Consider the following 17,170-nt stretch of genomic DNA (forward strand, 5'->3'; position numbering starts at 1 on the left):
ACCGGGTGACGAAAAAACCCCGCCAGCCGGAAGGCTGACGGGGCTTGATCCTATGAAAGAAGCCTGTGGCCGCCATAATGCCGGCCGTGAAAGCGTCTCTGCATTAGGGTTCAGACTATCACCTTAACACAACGGCAATTGGCGCAAGATGCCTCCCGGAAAACGAGAGGTGAGGTAATCAGGCCGCGCCGCCGGCCGGCGGCAGCGGCGCCGCGCGGTGCTGCAGCGGGTCTTCGGTCACGTCGGTGGTGGCCGGCGGCAGGCCCAGTGCCGCCCGCATTTCCTGCAGCCGCGCCAGCGTGTGGGGTTCCATCTCGCTGAGCGGGCCGGGCACGAACTGCATCACCTCGGCGGCCAGTGCGCGCGCGGCGGCATCCGGCAGCAGGTCAGGCAGGGTGGCGATGGCATCGGCACCGGCAAATTCCACGATCAGGCTTTGCTGGTGAATGATGCGGGTGCGCTCCACAGGGTCGAGCCGCGAGAACGGCGCGTCCTTGGAGAGCACCTTCTGCGAGCGCTCAAGCCGGTCGCGGCGCACGGTGCCGCGGGCGTCCGCCAGCAGGATGAGCATGCGGATGACCGCCTCCACGAACCCGCCGCTGCGGATCTGCTTCAGCGCGGTCTGCACGTCCGGCAGCAGGAAGAGCTCGTCCTGGCTCTTGCGGGTGCGGTCGAAGGCATAGGGGGCGCCGAACCAGCGGGCGAGCGGGTTGGAATAGAGGCTGTAGAACATCACCTCGTGCCAGCCGTCGCGGACATCGCGGTAAAAGTCCATGGTCTGCTCAAGGATATCCGCCCCGAGCTGCTCCGCCCGCACGAACGGATTGGTGGCGGCAACGGGCTTGCGCTCGTCCTTCACCCTTTCGGCAACACTCTCCACAGCCTTCATCAGCGGATTGCCGGAGGCGAAGACGGAGCGCTGCACGCGCAGCGGATGCAGGTTGCGGCTCAGCTCGGCCGTGGTCTCGCTGACGCCGGCGCGCACCAGCGGACGGGCGAACACGTCATAATATTCGCCCTCCATCTCCGACAGCCGTGCGACGGCTGCAAAGGGGATCTCGTCCTGCCGCCCGTCGGCCTGACCCGGCAGGTCGGCGATGCGCCGTTCCTTGAACGACACGACGAAGTGCTTTTCCCCGTCTTCCTCAACCTCGTCGTCGATGACCATCTCGTAGAGGCCGGGTGCCAGCGCCTCGATGGTCTTGAGGGTGGAGGCGACCTCCGTGTGCTCGCGCCGGGCGATGGAGGACGACACGAAGATGCCGAGGTGGCCGACCGATTCGTGCACCATGTAGACGATGCGCTGGCCGCGGATGCGGATCTCGGTCTCGTCGGCGTAGGTATCGGCAATCCAGTTGAGCGCCTGATAAGGCGGGGTGATGTTGTCGCCATAGCTGGCGAACACGATCACCGGCGAGCGGATCTGCTTCAGGTCGAGGCTGCGGCCGTGTTCGAGGCGCGCCTCATTGCGGGCGAGCTTGTTGCCCACGAACAGTTCCCGCACGATCCACACGATTTCCTGCTCGTTGAGCAGGAAGAAGCCGCCCCACCACTTTTCGAATTCGAGAAAACGCGGGCGCTCGGTGTCGATCTTCGTGAAGAGGTCGTAATATTTGCGGAAATAGTTGCGGCTCGGGTTGAGCATTTCGAAATTGTGCACCAGCCAGGCGCCGTCGAAGATGCCGTTGCCGAGATCGGCGAGCCACATCGGCACGATCTGGCCGCCTTTCAGGCCGGCCGAATAGCGCATGGAGTCGGCCCCGACCGAGCCCGACCAGGTCGAGACCGGCGCGCCGTTCAGCACCAGCGGTCCGGTGATATCCGGGCTGGTGGCGCCGAGCAGCAGCGTGGCCCAGCCGCCCTGACAGTTGCCGATGACGACCGGCTTGGGGGCATCGGGATGTTCCGCCTGCACCCGCCGCACGAAGGTCGCCTCGGCGCGCGTCACGTCGGCCAGCGTCTGGCCCGGCTCCGGCTTGCGGCGGAACGAGACGAAATAGACCGGGTGTCCGCCCTTCAGCGCCACGCCGACCTGACTGTCGTATTTGAAGCCGCCGATGCCGGCGCCGTGGCCGGCCCGCGGATCGATGATGATGTAGGGGCGCTTGTTGGCGCGCACCGTCACGCCCGCCGGGGGCCGGATGCGCAGCAGCATGTAGCTGCACGGACGCGGCAGGTCGGCACCGTCGATGACGATGTCGTAGTCGTAGGCGAGCACCGGCGGGCAGCCGGCTTCCTCATGGGCAATGAAGGTGTCGCCGCGCTCGCGCAGGGTATCGAGCGTCAGCACCAGCCGCTGGGCGCGGTCGGTCAGATAGCTCTGCCAGGCAGCGGCCAGCGTCCGTGCCGTGTCGGGGGCGGTGAGGTCGTGAAGCAGGGCGGCGGACGCGGCAAGCGAGGCCCGCGCCCGTTCGCCGTGGCTGCGGGTCAGGGCCTCTCTGTGCAGGCCGGAGGCGCGGCTTGCCAGCTCGCCCATGCTCGACCACTCGGAAAGCTGGCTGGCAAACTGCAGCGCGCGGCTGCGCGCCGTGTTGGTGCTGCCATCCAGAATGCGGGACCACAGCGGCGTGCCACCGGGGACGCCGGAAAGGGGAGAGTTCACATCATCCTCCTGCATTCCACCACACGAGCGGAACTGCCGGCCGCGCAATGCCGCCGGCCGGGTTGCTGGCCGTGGCCCGCCTTGGGTGTTTTCTCCGCTCCGGCCCGCCCGCCGGGTTGCCCGGCGGGGCGCGCATGCCGCACGGTTCCCGACGAGAATCGTGCGGTGCGGGGCTCGGTCTGGTCACCGCCGGCGGCAGCACGGTCGCCGGCGGGTTGCCCGCATTGTCTGCGGCGTGTGTTTCGGGGCGATGACAGCCTGTGCCGGCCATACCCCGCCACGCCGGCGGCCCGGCGCCGATCGCTCAGGCCATCACATCTCAGGCCATCACATGGAAGCCGGCATCGATATGCAGCGTCGTGCCGGTGATGTTGCGGCCCGCCGGGCTCGCCAGAAACACCGCCCCGGCGCCGACGTCGTCGATGGTCGCCAGCCGCTTCAGCGGGGTGCGCTCGGCGGCATCGTCCATCATCTGCTTGAAGTTAGCGATGCCGCTGGAAGCGCGGGTGGCGATCGTTCCGGGCGACAGGGCATTGACCGTCACGCCCGACGGTCCAAGCTCGGCGGCCAGCTGGCGCGTGGTCGCCTCCAGCGCGGCCTTGACCGGCCCCATGATCGAATAGTTGCTGACCACCTTCTCCGCGCCGTAGAAGCTCATGGTCAGGCAGGCTCCGCCCGGCTGCAGCAGCGGCTCGGCCAGATGCACGAGGCGGATGAAGGAATGCACCGAAACGTCCATCGCCAGCGAGAAACCCTCCGCCGAGGCATCGACGACGCGCCCGTGCAGGTCGCCCTTCGGGGCGAAGGCGATGGAATGCACCAGAATATCGAGCGAACCCCAGACGCGGGCGATCTCCTCGAACAGCGCCTGTTCTTCGTCGGGCCGGGACACGTCCAGCTTGGTGAAGATCGGCGCGCCGACCGCGGTGGCGAGCGGCTCCACATGCGGCTTCGCCTTGTCGTTGAGGTAGGTGATGGCAAGCTCTGCGCCGGCATCGTGCAGCGCATGCGCAATGCCCCATGCAATCGACTGATCGTTGGCGATGCCAACGACAAGCGCCCGCTTTCCGGCAAGGCTGAACGACGTCATCCGCGGCTCCACTCAGATGGGTTGGGCTGGGCACGTGTGTGGCCGGAGCGGTCCGGCCCGGTCCGGCGGGCAATACCGGTTCCGGTTGCGGAACCGGCCGGTGCGGGGTCTGCCCCGGCCGGCGTTTCGCTGTTGCCAAGGGAACGGCAGTTCGGCGCGCTTGGCAAGTGTGAATTGAATGCAGTGCAGCAAGAAACCGCCGGAGCGGTCGCCGCCGGCCCGCTGGCCGCACCGCCCGGCGCCGGCTGCCGGGCGGCCATCCGGGGCCGCCGCCGGCGTCTGCGCTGGCGGATCAAGCCATTAGAACCGCAGGCATTCTGCGCCCGGTCGCAAGCCGGCGCAGGACCGGCCGGCGCCCCGTGCGGCAATGCAACACAGGGATGGTCTGTGCTGTTGCGGTGCAATGACAGGAAGCGCCTTTGATGACGTATGATGCCGCGCCGCCGCACGGGGATGACGATCCGCTGGCCCGTGCGCCGGGCCTTTCCGCCCCGCGGATCGTCTGGTTCGTGCATCGTTTCTACGGCCGTGTGCGCGAAGACGACTTGCTGGGGCCGGTCTTTCTGGCGCGTCTCGGCACGGACTGGCAGCCCCATCTTGACCGGCTGGTGTCGTTCTGGACGCTCATCGCGCTCGGTCGCGGGTCTTATGACGGGCGCCCGCTGGAGGTGCACCGCAGCGTTGCGGCCGGTCATCCGCTGACGGCGGAACACTTCCGCCGCTGGCTCGACCTGTTCTCGCAGACGGCGGATGAACTGGGATCGCCGGCCGCCGCGCGCTTTCTGACCGGCCGTGCCGCCCGCATGGCAGAGACCTTCGGCACGGCGCTGCAGATCGCCCCGCCCCGTTCGCGCCGGGCGCTGGAGCCCGATGAACAGGCCCGCGTCAGCGCCCGCCAGGAGGCGCCGGCGACAGGCGCCCCCGACGCGGTGACGGGAGGCGACGGGGAACCGTCGCACCCGGAAAGCCGCCGGACGTGATCCGCCAGGTGGTTGCGGCATCGTCTTGCGGATCGGGATGGCGCGGCCCGCGATCCGTTTTCGCAAGGGGGCGCAGGACGCGGCGGCGGGTGCCGGCGCGCGATGCGGCGTTTCAGTCAGGCCCGGCGCAACGGGGAGAGGGAATGGCCAGTTCAGCTGTCGCGCTTGTGATCGTCGTTCTGATCACCGGCGTCATTTTCGTGCCGCTGTTCTTCCCGCAGAAGTTCAAGGCATTTCTGCAGGGCGCCGGCTATGTCTTTGGCGTCGGGCTGCTTTATCTGGTGCTTTATTCCGCGTTTGGCCCGTGAGATGACAGCGGCGGACGCATGTCGCCTGCCGCTGCGCCGCCGGTGAAACAGCAAAAAAAGGCCCGGGCGGGGCGCCCGGGCCTTTCCTCAGTCCGGCCGGGGCCGCTCTCAGAAGGCTTCGGTATCGAAGTTCATCAGGGTTGCGGAACCCGCCTTCAGCGCGGCTTCGAGGCCCAGCGTTTCCGGCAGCATGCGGGCCATGAAGAACCGCGCCACGCCGAGCTTGTTGCGATGCAGGACGCTGTCGCCCTTCAGCGCCTTGTCGGCCATCCGCGCCCACATCCAGGCAAAGGCCGTCAGGGCGAAGAAGCGCAGGTAGTCGGTCGCCGCGGCGCCGGTCGCGGCCGGATCGCCGGCTGCATCGGCCACGATGAGGGCGGTGGCCGCCTCAAGGCGCGCCAGCGCCGCCGCCGCCGGAGCGGTGAATTCCACCGCCGCCGGGTTGGCCGCGATCGCCGCCAGATCGGCCTTCACCAGCGCGAAGAACTCCGCCTGCAGCGCGCCGTTGTTCATGAACAGCTTGCGGCCGACGAGGTCCATCGCCTGAACGCCGTTGGTGCCTTCATAGATCTGCGTGATGCGGGCATCGCGCACGAACTGTTCCATGCCCCATTCGCGGATGTAGCCGTGGCCGCCGAAAACCTGCTGGCCGATGACCGCCGACTGGAAGCCGAAATCGGTGAAAGCCGCCTTGATGACCGGCGTCAGCAGCGCGATGCGCCCATCGGCAACGGCGCGCACGGCCGCGTCGGTCGAGTGGCTGCTCTTGTCCATTTCCAGCGCGGTGAACAGGGCCAGCGCGCGGGCCGCCTCCGTATAGCCGCGGATGGTCAGCAGCATCTTGCGCACATCGGGGTGATGCACGATGGAGGCGAGCGGAATCTTGCCGTCGACCGAGCGGCCCTGCAGGCGGTCATGGGCATAGGCGGCGGCATTCTGGTAGGCGGCATCCGCCACGCCGAGGCCCTCGATGCCGACGAACAGGCGCTCCGCGTTCATCATCGTGAACATGGCGGCGAGGCCGCGGTGGGGCTCGCCGACGAGCCAGCCGGTGGAGCCGTCGTAGTTCATCACGCAGGTCGGCTGGGCATGAATGCCCATCTTGTGCTCCAGCGCCCCGACCGAGAACGTGTTGCGCTGGCCCGGGTTGCCATCGGCATCCGGCAGGAACTTCGGCACCAGGAACAGGCTGATGCCCTTCACGCCCGCCGGCGCATCCGGCAGGCGCGCCAGCACCAGATGAATGATGTTGGAAACCAGCTCATGGTCGCCGGAGGAAATGAAGATCTTGGAGCCGCTCACCGCGTAGGTGCCGTCGCCGTTGGGCACGGCGCGGGTCTTGAGCAGGCCGAGATCGGTGCCGGCCGAAGATTCCGTCAGCGCCATGGCGCCCGACCATTCGCCGGACAGCATCTTCGGCAGATAGAGCGCCTTCAGGGCGTCGGAGGCGTGATGGTGAATGGCCTCGCTGGCGCCGCGCGTGAGGCCGGGGATGAGGCCGAACGACAGGTTGGCGCCCGACAGCATCTCGTCGAACAGGATCTGCACGGCGCGCGGCAGGCCCTGACCGCCATATTCCGGATCGCCCGAAAGCCCCTGCCAGCCGGCCTCGGCAAAGGCCTTGTAGGCTTCGTCGAAGCCCTTCGGCACATGCACCACGCCGTCGACCAGCTTTGCACCCTCGATGTCGGCCGGCAGGTTCAGCGGCTGCACGACTTCGGTACAGAACTTGCCGGCTTCTTCCAGAACGCTGACGGCAAGCTCTGCACTGATCTCCTCATAGCCGGGCAGCGCCGCCATCTCGGCGTCGAAATCGAACACCTCGTTCAGCAGAAAAGCCATGTCATCGACGGGGGCTTTGTAGGAGGGCATCGGTCTTGTCCTTCGTGAACCGGGCGCCGCCGGGCGGCGGCGCGTGGACATCTTGTTTGACAGGAAAGGCAGCTCCCCGGGCCGCGCGCAGGCGGCCCGGGGAGATAGGAACTCAGTTGCGCAGCGGCTTGCCGGTCTCGATCATGTGGCGGATGCGGTCCTGCGTGGCGCGGGTGAGGCAGAGATCGATGAAGGCCGCGCTCTCCCGCGCCTCCACCGCTTCCTCGCTCACCGGCGCGGCGGGATCGGCGCCTTCGCCGCCGGTCAGCACCGCCGCAAGGTGCGCCGCCACCACCTTGTCGTGGTCGAGCATCTTGCCGGCGGCTTCCAGCGCATCGGTTTCCGCCTTCAGGGCCGTCAGGCCGGCGGCGCCCGAAAGCGCGATCTGAACCCGCGGCCGGGCCGCATAGCCCTCAGCCAGCGCCAGAGCCCGGGTGCGGGCATCGGCCAGCAGGCGTTCGCGGTTCATGGTCACGGCGTCGGTCGCCTTCAGGTAGCCGATCGCCCGCGCGCTGTAGGCCCCGGCCGAGGTCGTGGCCGGGAAGATGACGCGGAAGGCGGCCACCGCCGCGGCCACCGGATCGTCGGGATGGAGCAGCGCAAAGCGCTGCAGCAGCTCCTTGCAGCCGCCCCACGCCGGCACCACGCCGATGCGGGTTTCCACCAGCCCCATCGTCGTCTCGGCGTGAGCCTGAATGGCATCGCAGTGCAGCAGCACCTCCGTGCCGCCGCCGAAGGCAATGCCGGCGACCGCACCGACCACCGGGAACGGCGCATATTTCAGCGCCATGAAGCGGCTGTGGCCGGCATCGAGGAATTCGCTGAGCGAGGCCTTGTCGCCGGCCTCGGCAAAGGCCAGCACGTTGCGCAGGTCGGCACCGGCGCTGAACAGCGGCGTCTCATTGGCAATGACGAGCGCGCGGAAATCGCTCTTCACCACCTCGATCGTCTTGTCGATGGCGCTGAACACCGGCAGGCCGAAGGTGTTCATCTTCGTTTTGTGCGAGAAGCACAGCACGCCGTCGCCGATATCGCGCAGCACGGCCGCCTCGCTCTCCCACACCGGGCCGCCCCTGAGGGCGAGGGCGGCAAGCGAGATGACGCCGGCCGGCACCGGCACCGGCGCCCGCTTCTTCGTGCCCGGCACGATCACGGCGCGCGCACCGTCCTCGATGCCGTAGAAGCCGCCGATTTCGGCGGCATCCGCCAGCAGCGGCGGCACTTCGAAGCCTTCGGCCGCCAGCTTGTCGGCAAACCACTTCGCGCCGATGGCATCGATCAGTTCGAAGGGACCCTGTTTCCAGCCATAGCCCATCACCATCGCGGCATCGATGGAGGCCGGGCTGTCGGCGATCTCCGGCACCAGCGCGGCCGAATAGGCGAGGGTGCGGCCCATCACGGCCAGCGCATAGCGACCGCCGAGACCGGGGTGGTCGAGCAGCGCCCGTGCCTTGCCGCCGGATTCCGCAAGGCTGATATCGGACGGCTTCTTCTGCGGGCGATAGTCGGCGGTGGCAAGGTCCAGAACCTCGCGGCCCTTACGGTCGGGCGTGAGGCGCACGAAACCGCCGCCGGACTTGCGGCCGAGGCGGCCGGCCTTGATCATGGCGGTGAAGAACGGCGGCTCGGCCTCATAGGCCTGCACCGGATCGCTGGCCGGCAGGGTGTCCTGCAGGCTGCGGATGATGTTCGGCATCAGGTCGATGCCGATCAGGTCGAGCAGGCCGAAGATGCCCGTGCCCGGAATGCCGAACGGCCGGCCGATGACCGCGTCGGCATCTTCCACGTCGATGCCGAGTTTGATCGCTTCGCCGAAACCGACCGCCAGCCAGTAGCAGCCGATGCGGTTGCCGATGAAGCCGGGCGTGTCCTTGCAGTCGACCACGCCCTTGCCGAGATCGACATCGCAGAAGGTGCGGATGCGCTCCGTCACCTCCGGCCGCGTCTTCGGGCCGGCCACCAGCTCCAGCAGGCGCATGTGGCGCGGCGGGTTGAAGAAGTGGGTGATGAGGAAATCGCCGGCGAAGGCCTCGCCGCGGCCCTCGATCAGGTGGGCGAGCGGAATGGTGGAGGTGTTGGAGGAAATCGTCGAGCCCGGCTTGCGCACACCGTCGAGCGCGGCAAACAGCGACTGCTTGATGTCGAGCCGCTCGGCCACCGCCTCGATGATCCAGTCGGCATCGGCCAGCAGCGCAAGATCCGTGACGGTGGACCCGGTGGTGACGCGGCCGGCGAACTCCGGCGCCATGAAGCCGCCCGCCTTGAGCTGGCGCTGCACGCCGCCGGCGGCAACCTTGGCATCAAGGTCGAGCAGCACGACATCCATGCCGGCGTTGGCGAGATGGGCTGCAATGCCCGACCCCATGGTGCCGGCGCCGATGACGCCGACCTTGCGAATGGCTTCCATTATGCGGCCTCCGAGACCATGGCGATGCGCTCATCGCCACCGATGCCTTGCGCGGGAGGGCGGCACAGCCCGGCCCCGCGCCCGAAAAGGACTGACACCCTGCCGGCCCGGCGTTATGGCCGCGCTGGCAGGCAACCGCACGCCCCCCGCGCCCACCGGCCCGCGCGGGCGATGGTGCGGAAGGCTGAATGCGGGCCGGCGGCACGACGGGTCCGGCCGGCGTGAAGACAAGCGCAGCCGGCCGGTGCCCGCCATGATGCGCCGCAAATGTCGGCCGGCTCTCTGCAGGTGCAGAGAACGGGGCGGGCCTGACAATGCGGTCGGCGATCATGCGCGGCGTCCGGCCCGTTCCCCGCGGGGTGTCCGGTCACATATTGGGATAGACCGGCCCGCCGCCACCCTCCGGCGGCACCCAGGTGATGTTCCGGGCGGGGTCCTTGATGTCGCAGGTCTTGCAGTGCACGCAGTTCTGCGCGTTCACCACGAACCGCGGATCGCTCTTCGCCGCCTCGTCGCCATAGACGATTTCGTAGACGCCGGCCGGGCAATAGAGACGCGCCGGCTCGCCGTAGCGCGGCAGGTTCTGCGTGACCGGAATGTCGGGGTCGGCCAGCCGCAGGTGCGAGGGCTGGTCTTCCTCGTGGTTGGTGTTGGAGAGAAACACCGAGGACAGCCGGTCGAAGGTCAGCACGCCGTCGGGCTTCGGATAGGCGATGGGCGTCACCTCCGAAAGCGGCTTCAGGCTGTCGCAGTCGCGCTTGCGGTGGGCGAGGGTGCCGAGGGGCGACCAGCCGAACAGCGTGTTGGACCACATGTCGGCGCCGCCGAGCGCAATGCCGAGCCGGGTGCCGAAGCGCGACCACAGCGGTTTGACGTTGCGCACCGGCTTCAGGTCGCGGCCGACCGGCGAGTCGCGCCAGCCCTCTTCGTAAGGCGTCAGCGTGTCGTGGCTGCGGCCTTCCGCCAGGGCCTGATCCACGGCCTCTGCCGCCAGCATGCCGGACAGGATGGCATTGTGGCTGCCCTTGATGCGCGGCACGTTGACGAACCCCGCGGCACAGCCGACGAGCGCCCCGCCGGGAAAGACCAGCTTCGGCACCGCCTGCCAGCCGCCCTCGGTGATGGCGCGCGCGCCATAGGCGATGCGCTTGCCGCCGGCGAAGGTGTCGCGGATCATCGGGTGCGTCTTGAAACGCTGGAATTCCTCGAACGGCGACAGCGTCGGGTTGCTGTAGTCGAGGTGGACGACGAAGCCGACCGCGACGAAATGATCCTCGAAATGGTAGAGGAACGAACCGCCGCCGGTGCGGTTGTCGAGCGGCCAGCCGAACGAATGCTGCACGAGGCCGGATTCGAACTTGTCCGGCGCGATCTGCCAGAGTTCCTTGATGCCGAGGCCGAATTTCTGCGGCGAGCGGCCGGCATCGAGTTCGTAGCGTGCAATGACCTGCTTGGAGAGCGAGCCGCGCGCGCCTTCTGCAAACAGCGTGTAGCGGGCGTGCAGCTCCATGCCGCGCGTGAATTCGGCCTTGTGGTGGCCGTCGCGCGCAATGCCCATGTCGCCGGTGGCGATGCCGGTGACGGCCCCTGCCGCGTCATACAGCACTTCGGTGGCGGCAAAGCCCGGATAGATTTCGACGCCCAGCGCCTCGGCGCGGGTGGCCAGAAAGCGGCACACATTGCCGAGCGAGCCGATGAAGGCGCCGTCGTTGTGCAGCAGCTTCGGCATCAGAAAACCGGGCACGCGGCTGCCGCCGGCTTCGGTCAGATGCAGGAAACGGTCTTCGCGCACGGGCGTGGAAAGCGGGCGGGCGTCGTCCTGCCGCCAGTCGGGCACCAGAGCATCGAGGCCGGCCGGATCGATGACCGCACCGGACAGGATATGGGCCCCGACCTCGGCGCCCTTTTCCACCACGACGACGGAGACCTCTTCTCCGCGCGCAGCGGCGCGCTGCTTGATGCTGATCGCCGCTGCAAGGCCGGCCGGGCCGGCACCCACGACAACGACGTCGAACTCCATCGCTTCACGCGGTTCGAGCTCACCCTGCACGGCCGTCTCCACCCATGTTGTCTCGTTCGGCATGGCTCTACCAAACGATTGTTTGATTCAACAGACCAAAAAAGCGATTGCGCGTCAAGCGGTCGCGCCGGCGCCGGCCGGGCCGCGGCCATCATGGCGAAAAATCGTGACGATCTGGCGTCCGATCTCCTCCGGCCCGAGCGCGCCCGGCCGGTACCAGGTGCTGACCGTGTTGAGCTGGCTCAGCAGCAGGATGCGATAGATCTTGCGGTCTATGGCCGGATCGAGCGGCAGCGCGGCGATGATGTCGAGGAAAATGCGCTCGTAGTCGTCGCGCCGGGCGACCAGCCGCTGGCGGACCGGCTCCGGCACGGAGCGGAAGTCGTTCATCAGCGGCATGGTGATGGAGTGCGGATCGAGCTGGATTTCCAGCATGCGGATGCACGCCGCTTCAAGGCGCTGCCAGGGGTCGGTCAGCCCGGCCGCAGCGGCGCGGATGCGCGCGCCGGCATCCTCCAGCGCCAGATCGTGCACTTCGACGAACAGCGCTTCCTTCGATTTGATGTGGTAATAGAGGGAGCCGCCGAGCAGGCCGACGCGCTCGGCGATGTCGCGCATCGAAGTGGCGGCATAGCCGCGCTCGGCAAAGAGCAGCGCGGCGGCTTCCAGAATCTCGCGCCGGCGCTCGCTCACGCGACCGTCGTTCATCTGTCCGATGAACAGGCGCTGGCGTGCACCGGGCGCTTCGAAGGCGCCTTCCGCTGCGCCGGTGTTGCGGGCGGGTTTTTCCGCGCCGGCCGGCGTCCTGCCGCCGTCCTGCGCGGATCTCGGGTCGGTCGGGGCCGCGGTGCCGCTCATGGCTGTCCGTTCATGGCTGTCCGTTCATGGTTATCCGTTCATCCGGGGAGCCGTTAACGGACGGCGCGGCCCCCCGCTCTTCAAGAGATTGCGCACATTGCCGGCCGAAGCAACTGTCACGAAGCAGCCATGACGGCGGTGTCTGCTCCGCCGCGCACGACGCGGGTCTGTGGCGTCGGGGTGCCGCTGCGGCGTTGCAGCCGGCTTTCGTCGCTTGACGGGCCGCGACAGGTTCGGGCACCTGCAAGGGGGGCTTGCGCCGGCGCCCGTCATCCGTGGCCATATCGGGGGGATTCTCGTGGAACATGAAGCCAATCTGCTGGCCACGGTGGCCGTCGGGTTCGTCCTTGCCTTCGTGTTCGGCTACGGCGCCGACCGGCTGCGGCTGCCGCCGCTGGTGGGCTATCTGGTGGCCGGCATCTGCGTCGGGCCGTTCACGCCCGGCTTTGTGGCCGATGCCGGGCTGTCCGGGCAGCTCGCCGAAATGGGCGTCATTCTGCTGATGTTCGGCGTGGGGCTGCATTTCTCGGCCTCCGACCTTCTGGCGGTGAAGGGCATTGCCGTGCCGGGGGCGGTGGGGCAGATCGCGCTGGCGACGCTGGCCGGCATGGGCCTGAGCGCTTTGTGGGGCTGGGGTCCCGGCGAAGGGCTGGTGCTGGGGCTTTCCATTTCGGTGGCCAGCACCGTGGTGCTGCTGAAGGCGCTGGAAGAACGCAACCTCGTGAACACGCCCGACGGGCGCGTGGCGGTCGGCTGGCTGATCGTGGAAGATCTGGCGATGGTGCTGGCCCTCGTGCTGCTGCCGGCCTTTGCCGAGGTGCTTGGCGGCCATGCCGCCGGATCGGGCGACCACGGTGCGGCGGCATCCGACCTGCCGGTGGCGGTCACGCTGGCCATCACGCTCGGCAAGGTCGCGGCCTTTGCCGCCATCGCCATGCTGGCGGGGCCGAAGGTGGTGCCGTGGGTGCTGAAGCAGGTGGCGCGCACCGGCTCGCGGGAACTCTTCACGCTCTCCGTGCTGGCCGTGGCCCTCGGCATTGCCTATGGCGCGGCGGAGGTGTTCGGCGTCTCCTTTGCGCTCGGGGCGTTCTTTGCCGGTGTCGTGCTCAGCGAGTCGCATTTCAGCCACCGTGCGGCGGCCGATTCCCTGCCGCTGCAGGATGCGTTCTCGGTGCTGTTCTTCGTCTCGGTGGGCATGCTGTTCGACCCCGCCATTCTCGTGCGCGAGCCGCTGAAGGTGGTGGCGGTGGTGGTGCTGATCCTGTTCGGCAAGGGGCTGATCGGCATGCTGATGGTGGCGCTGCTGCGCTTTCCGCTGCGCACCGGGCTGCTGGTGGCGGCCGGCCTCGGCCAGATCGGCGAGTTCTCGTTCATCCTCGCCGCCCTCGGCATCTCGCTCGGCCTGCTGCCGACCGAGGGGCGCGACCTGCTGCTGGCCGGCGCGCTGTTCTCCATCACGCTCAATCCGGCGCTGTTCGCCCTTGCCGGCGTCATCGGCAAGGCCGCCGCCGGCCGCGGCACGGCGCGCTTCGGCACCGCGCGCTATGCGGCCCTGCAGGAACAGCTCGACGTGAACCGCGCCCGTGCGGAGGAGCGCGAGAAGGCCCGCGAGCTGAAGCTGCAGGGCCTGATCGAGACCTTCCCCATGCTGGCCGATCTTTCCCAGCACGATCAGGAAGAACTGCTGCTGCTGTTCCGTCCGCGGCAGGCGAGCCCCGGCAAGCGGGTGATCCGCAAGGGCGACCGGGCCGACGGCGTCTATTTCATCGCTGCCGGCGCGGTCGAGGTCACCGTCGACGGGCGCGCGGTGCGGCTGGAAGCCGGCAGCTTCTTCGGCGAAATGGCGCTGCTGGACGGTGCCCGGCGCATGGCGGACGTCACCGCGCTGGATTTCTGCCAGTTCCTCGTGCTTGAGCCGCGCGATTTCGCGCAGTTCACGGCCCGTCATCCGGCGGTGCGGATCGCGATCGCCGCCATGGCCCGCAAGCGCCACGCCGCAAACGCCGCCAGCGCCGGCTGAAACCGGCCGGTGCGGACACGCCGCCGCCGACTCTGCCGCCGGCGCGGAAAAGCCCGGCGGCGCCCGGCAGCCTTTTCATGTCAATGAAATAATATTCGTCTTATAACGACTGCGGTGGCTTGACGGCAGCTTTTTGGGCGTGATCATGTTTTCATCGTTCCCGAAAAACGCCCCTGGCCGGTTTCTCGTGTGATCGGCCGGCCAGTGCGCCGGAGCCCATTTCAAAATGACGAAAGCGGTGGCTTCGCCTTCGCCCGCAGCGCCTCCGGGCCACTCCGAAATGCCGCTGGTTCGCATCAGGGGCGTTTCCAAGAGTTTCGGCAGCGGCGCCTCGCTCTTTACGGCCCTCGGCAACATCGATCTCGTCATCGGGCAGAACGAGTTTTTCACCCTGCTCGGCCCCTCCGGGTGCGGCAAGACCACGTTGCTGCGCCTCATGGCCGGCTTTGAGGTGCCGACCAGCGGCACCATCGAGATCAACGGGCACGATGTGGTGGACCTGCCGCCGTTCCGCCGCCCGGTGAACACGGTGTTTCAGTCCTATGCGCTGTTTCCGCACATGAATGTGGCGGAGAACGTGGCCTTCGGGCTGGAGCGGCTGAAGCGGCCGGCGGCGGAGGTGAAGGCCCGCGTTGCCGAGGTGCTGCGTCTGGTGCGGATGGATGCCATGGCGGGCCGGCGGCCGGCGCAGCTTTCCGGCGGCCAGCAGCAGCGCGTGGCGCTGGCGCGCGCTCTGGCGCCGGCACCGAAGCTGCTGCTGCTCGACGAGCCGCTGTCGGCGCTCGATCTGAAGCTGCGCCGCGAGATGCAGGGCGAGCTGAAGCGTCTGCAGCGCGAAACCGGGGTGACCTTCGTGCTCGTCACCCACGATCAGGAAGAGGCGCTGGCGATGTCGGACCGCATTGCGGTCATGAGCGCCGGCGCGGTGTTGCAGGTGGGCGGGCCGGAGGAAATCTACGACCGCCCGCGCACCCGGTTCGTGGCGGATTTCATCGGCGAGGCCAACCTGCTGCCGGCGGCTCTTGCCGGTCTTTCCGGCGATGCGGTGGCGGTGCGGCCGGAGCGGATGCAGATCGCGCTTTCCGGCGCCGGTCTTGAGGGGCGCGTGGCATCGGTCACCTTCCTCGGGTCCGACGTGCTTTACGAAGTGGAGCTGGCGGCAGGGCCGCTCATCAAGGCGCGGCTGCGCGATGCGGTGGCCGGGGTGGAAGCCGGCAGCACGGTGACGGTGCGCTGGGATGCCGGCGCCGCGCGCGTGGTGGAAGACGACGCGAGGGCAGCATGAGGGCCGGCCACAGCGACCGCACGCTGGCGATGATCGGCCCGGCGCTGCTCATCATCGTCGTGTTCATGATCGTGCCGATGCTGATCGCGCTCGGCTATTCGTTCATGACGGCGGGGGCCTATGGCGGCGTGGAACGCCCGTTCACGGCCGATGCCTATGTGCGCTTCCTGTTCGACCGAGACCTCGACGAGAGCCTGATCTTCGACGACACCTATCTGGTCATCTTCGGCCGTTCGGTGGTGCTGGCCGGGCTGACGACGCTGTTTTCCGTCATCATCGGCCTGCCGCTTGCCTGGTACATGGCCTGCCGGCAGAAGACCGTGCGCGACCTTCTGGTGCTGGCCGTCACCATTCCGTTCTGGACCAACCTGCTCATCCGCACCTATTGCTGGGTGCTGATCCTGCGCGATCAGGGGCTGCTCAACGCGGCGCTGATCAAGAGCGGGCTCATCTCCGCGCCGATTACCTTTCTCTATTCCGATCAGGCCATTCTGCTCGGTCTCGTCTATTCGTTCCTGCCGTTCATGGTGCTGCCGATCTATTCGACGCTGGAAAAGCTCGATCCGCGGCTGGTGGAGGCGGCGCACGATCTCTATGCCGGGCGCTGGGCGGCGTTCCGCCATGTGGTGTGGCCGCTGGCCAGACCGGGGGTGGCGGCCGGTGCGCTGCTGGTGTTCGTGCCGGCGCTCGGCGCCTTTCTGGCGCCGGATCTGCTCGGCGGCGGCAAGAAGCTGATGATCGGCAGCCTGATCCAGCTTCAGTTCTCGTCGTCGCGGAACTGGCCGTTCGGGGCCGCGGCCTCGATGATCCTGATGGCCTTCGTGCTGGGCGCGCTGATGTGGGCCGCGCGCCGGCGCCGCGAGGAGGCCGCAGCATGAGCGCGCGCCCGAGAACCGGCTTCGACTGGCGGGCCACGCCCGGCCTCGCTCCCCTCACCGTGCTGGTGCTGGTCTTCCTCTATGCGCCGCTGGTGGTGCTGATTGCCTATGCGTTCAACGCGTCCGACCTTGCCATGGTGTGGGGCGGGTTCTCGCTGCGCTGGTTCGAGAAGGCGCTTTCCAATGCCGATCTGCGCCGCGCGGCGCTGAACAGCGTGATCGTGGCGGTGGTGGCAACCGTCGTTGCCACCGCGGTTGCCGTGCCGGCGGCTCTGGCGCTGGAGCGCGGCCGCCGCTTTCTTGCCCGGCCGGCGGCAGAGGCGGTGATCGCGCTGCCGCTGGTGGCGCCGGAAATCGTGACGGCCATCGCCACGCTGGTGTTCTTCTCGGCCATCGGCCTGCGGCTTGGCATCGGCAATATCGCCATCGCCCACGTGGTGTTCTGCATTCCTTTCGCGCTGCTGCCGGTGCGGGCGCGCCTGCGCGACATGCCGCGCGATGTGGAGGATGCCGCCCGCGATCTCTATGCCGATGACTGGGCGGTGTTCCGCCGCGTGACGCTGCCGCTGCTGATGCCCGGCATCGTCTCCGGGGCGACGCTCGCCTTCATCGTTTCCCTCGACGATTTCCTCATCACCCTGATGGTCGCCGAGGCCGGGTCCACCACGTTGCCGGTCTACCTCTACGGTATGCTGCGCCTTGGCGTGACACCGGAAGCCAATGCCGCCGCAACGCTGCTTCTGGCAGCCTCGGTGGGCGCCGTCGTCGCGGCCTATTTCATCATGCGCCGCGACAGACATTCCAGACTGTGATCTTCCGCAGCGCCGCAACAGGCACGACAAAACCCGGA

12 protein-coding genes are annotated in these 17,170 nt (G+C 68.2%); 6 read left to right on the forward strand and 6 right to left on the reverse strand.

Translation table 11 applies throughout. From position 1 onward, the window contains the following. Window positions 1-178: 178 nt before the first annotated feature. Window positions 179-2,602 (reverse strand): DUF3141 domain-containing protein, encoded by a 2,424-nt coding sequence (locus V7067_RS00910; protein WP_334173984.1) that lies wholly within the window; start codon window positions 2,600-2,602, stop codon window positions 179-181. Window positions 2,603-2,921: 319 nt separating this feature from the next. Then, window positions 2,922-3,692: an enoyl-ACP reductase FabI gene (fabI, locus tag V7067_RS00915; RefSeq protein ID WP_334173985.1), complete on the reverse strand. Its 771-nt coding sequence runs from the start codon at window positions 3,690-3,692 to the stop codon at window positions 2,922-2,924. A gap of 422 nt (window positions 3,693-4,114) precedes the next feature. On the opposite strand from fabI, the gene V7067_RS00920 reads away from it, so the two are divergent. Continuing rightward, window positions 4,115-4,672: a group III truncated hemoglobin gene (locus V7067_RS00920; RefSeq protein ID WP_334173986.1), complete on the forward strand. Its 558-nt coding sequence runs from the start codon at window positions 4,115-4,117 to the stop codon at window positions 4,670-4,672. 143 nt (window positions 4,673-4,815) lie between these two features. Next, complete coding sequence (locus tag V7067_RS00925) at window positions 4,816-4,980, forward strand: hypothetical protein (protein ID WP_334173987.1); 165 nt, start codon at window positions 4,816-4,818, stop codon at window positions 4,978-4,980. Between the two features lie 108 nt (window positions 4,981-5,088). Here the strand turns inward: V7067_RS00925 and V7067_RS00930 are convergent, their stop codons facing one another. The 4 genes from V7067_RS00930 to V7067_RS00945 form a co-directional block, all read right to left on the reverse strand. Next, window positions 5,089-6,852, reverse strand: coding sequence for an acyl-CoA dehydrogenase C-terminal domain-containing protein (locus V7067_RS00930; RefSeq protein ID WP_334173988.1), 1,764 nt, complete (start codon window positions 6,850-6,852; stop codon window positions 5,089-5,091). Window positions 6,853-6,964: 112 nt separating this feature from the next. Beyond that, window positions 6,965-9,259 carry a 3-hydroxyacyl-CoA dehydrogenase NAD-binding domain-containing protein gene (locus tag V7067_RS00935; RefSeq protein ID WP_334173989.1) on the reverse strand — a complete coding sequence of 765 codons (2,295 nt, stop codon included), beginning with the start codon at window positions 9,257-9,259 and terminating at the stop codon, window positions 6,965-6,967. A 367-nt stretch (window positions 9,260-9,626) separates the two neighbouring features. Continuing rightward, window positions 9,627-11,279, reverse strand: coding sequence for an electron transfer flavoprotein-ubiquinone oxidoreductase (locus V7067_RS00940; protein ID WP_334174012.1), 1,653 nt, complete (start codon window positions 11,277-11,279; stop codon window positions 9,627-9,629). Between the two features lie 114 nt (window positions 11,280-11,393). After that, entirely contained in the window at window positions 11,394-12,137 is a 744-nt protein-coding gene (locus V7067_RS00945) for a TetR/AcrR family transcriptional regulator (protein ID WP_334173990.1), read from the reverse strand. 298 nt (window positions 12,138-12,435) lie between these two features. Here V7067_RS00945 and V7067_RS00950 point away from each other — a divergent pair, with 298 nt between their 5' ends. The 4 genes from V7067_RS00950 (at window position 12,436) to V7067_RS00965 (ending at window position 17,132) form a co-directional block, all read left to right on the forward strand. Continuing rightward, complete coding sequence (locus V7067_RS00950) at window positions 12,436-14,157, forward strand: cation:proton antiporter (protein WP_334173991.1); 1,722 nt, start codon at window positions 12,436-12,438, stop codon at window positions 14,155-14,157. Between the two features lie 280 nt (window positions 14,158-14,437). Continuing rightward, window positions 14,438-15,442 (forward strand): ABC transporter ATP-binding protein, encoded by a 1,005-nt coding sequence (locus tag V7067_RS00955; RefSeq protein ID WP_334173992.1) that lies wholly within the window; start codon window positions 14,438-14,440, stop codon window positions 15,440-15,442. Then, the gene (locus V7067_RS00960) at window positions 15,439-16,320 is read left to right on the forward strand and encodes an ABC transporter permease (protein ID WP_334173993.1); all 882 of its coding nucleotides are present in this window, start codon (window positions 15,439-15,441) and stop codon (window positions 16,318-16,320) included. Before V7067_RS00955 ends, V7067_RS00960 begins: the two co-directional genes overlap by 4 nt. After that, entirely contained in the window at window positions 16,317-17,132 is an 816-nt protein-coding gene (locus V7067_RS00965) for an ABC transporter permease (protein ID WP_334173994.1), read from the forward strand. The genes V7067_RS00960 and V7067_RS00965 overlap by 4 nt, the downstream gene beginning before the upstream one ends. Window positions 17,133-17,170: the final 38 nt, after the last annotated feature.

It is taken from the genome of Pseudoxanthobacter sp., from assembly GCF_036822375.1.
GTDB lineage: Bacteria > Pseudomonadota > Alphaproteobacteria > Rhizobiales > Segnochrobactraceae > Pseudoxanthobacter.

Bases quoted from the DNA above. Each gene is read 5' to 3' on its own strand.
- V7067_RS00925 (WP_334173987.1), top strand. From the start codon at position 4,816: ATGGCCAGTTCAGCTGTCGCGCTTGTGATCGTCGTTCTGATCACCGGC.
- V7067_RS00955 (WP_334173992.1), top strand. From the start codon at position 14,438: ATGCCGCTGGTTCGCATCAGGGGCGTTTCCAAGAGTTTCGGCAGCGGC.
- V7067_RS00930 (WP_334173988.1), bottom strand. From the start codon at position 6,852: ATGCCCTCCTACAAAGCCCCCGTCGATGACATGGCTTTTCTGCTGAAC.
- V7067_RS00945 (WP_334173990.1), bottom strand. From the start codon at position 12,137: ATGAGCGGCACCGCGGCCCCGACCGACCCGAGATCCGCGCAGGACGGC.
- V7067_RS00920 (WP_334173986.1), top strand. From the start codon at position 4,115: ATGACGTATGATGCCGCGCCGCCGCACGGGGATGACGATCCGCTGGCC.
- fabI (WP_334173985.1), bottom strand. From the start codon at position 3,692: ATGACGTCGTTCAGCCTTGCCGGAAAGCGGGCGCTTGTCGTTGGCATC.
- V7067_RS00965 (WP_334173994.1), top strand. From the start codon at position 16,317: ATGAGCGCGCGCCCGAGAACCGGCTTCGACTGGCGGGCCACGCCCGGC.
- V7067_RS00935 (WP_334173989.1), bottom strand. From the start codon at position 9,259: ATGGAAGCCATTCGCAAGGTCGGCGTCATCGGCGCCGGCACCATGGGG.
- V7067_RS00940 (WP_334174012.1), bottom strand. From the start codon at position 11,279: ATGGAGTTCGACGTCGTTGTCGTGGGTGCCGGCCCGGCCGGCCTTGCA.
- V7067_RS00960 (WP_334173993.1), top strand. From the start codon at position 15,439: ATGAGGGCCGGCCACAGCGACCGCACGCTGGCGATGATCGGCCCGGCG.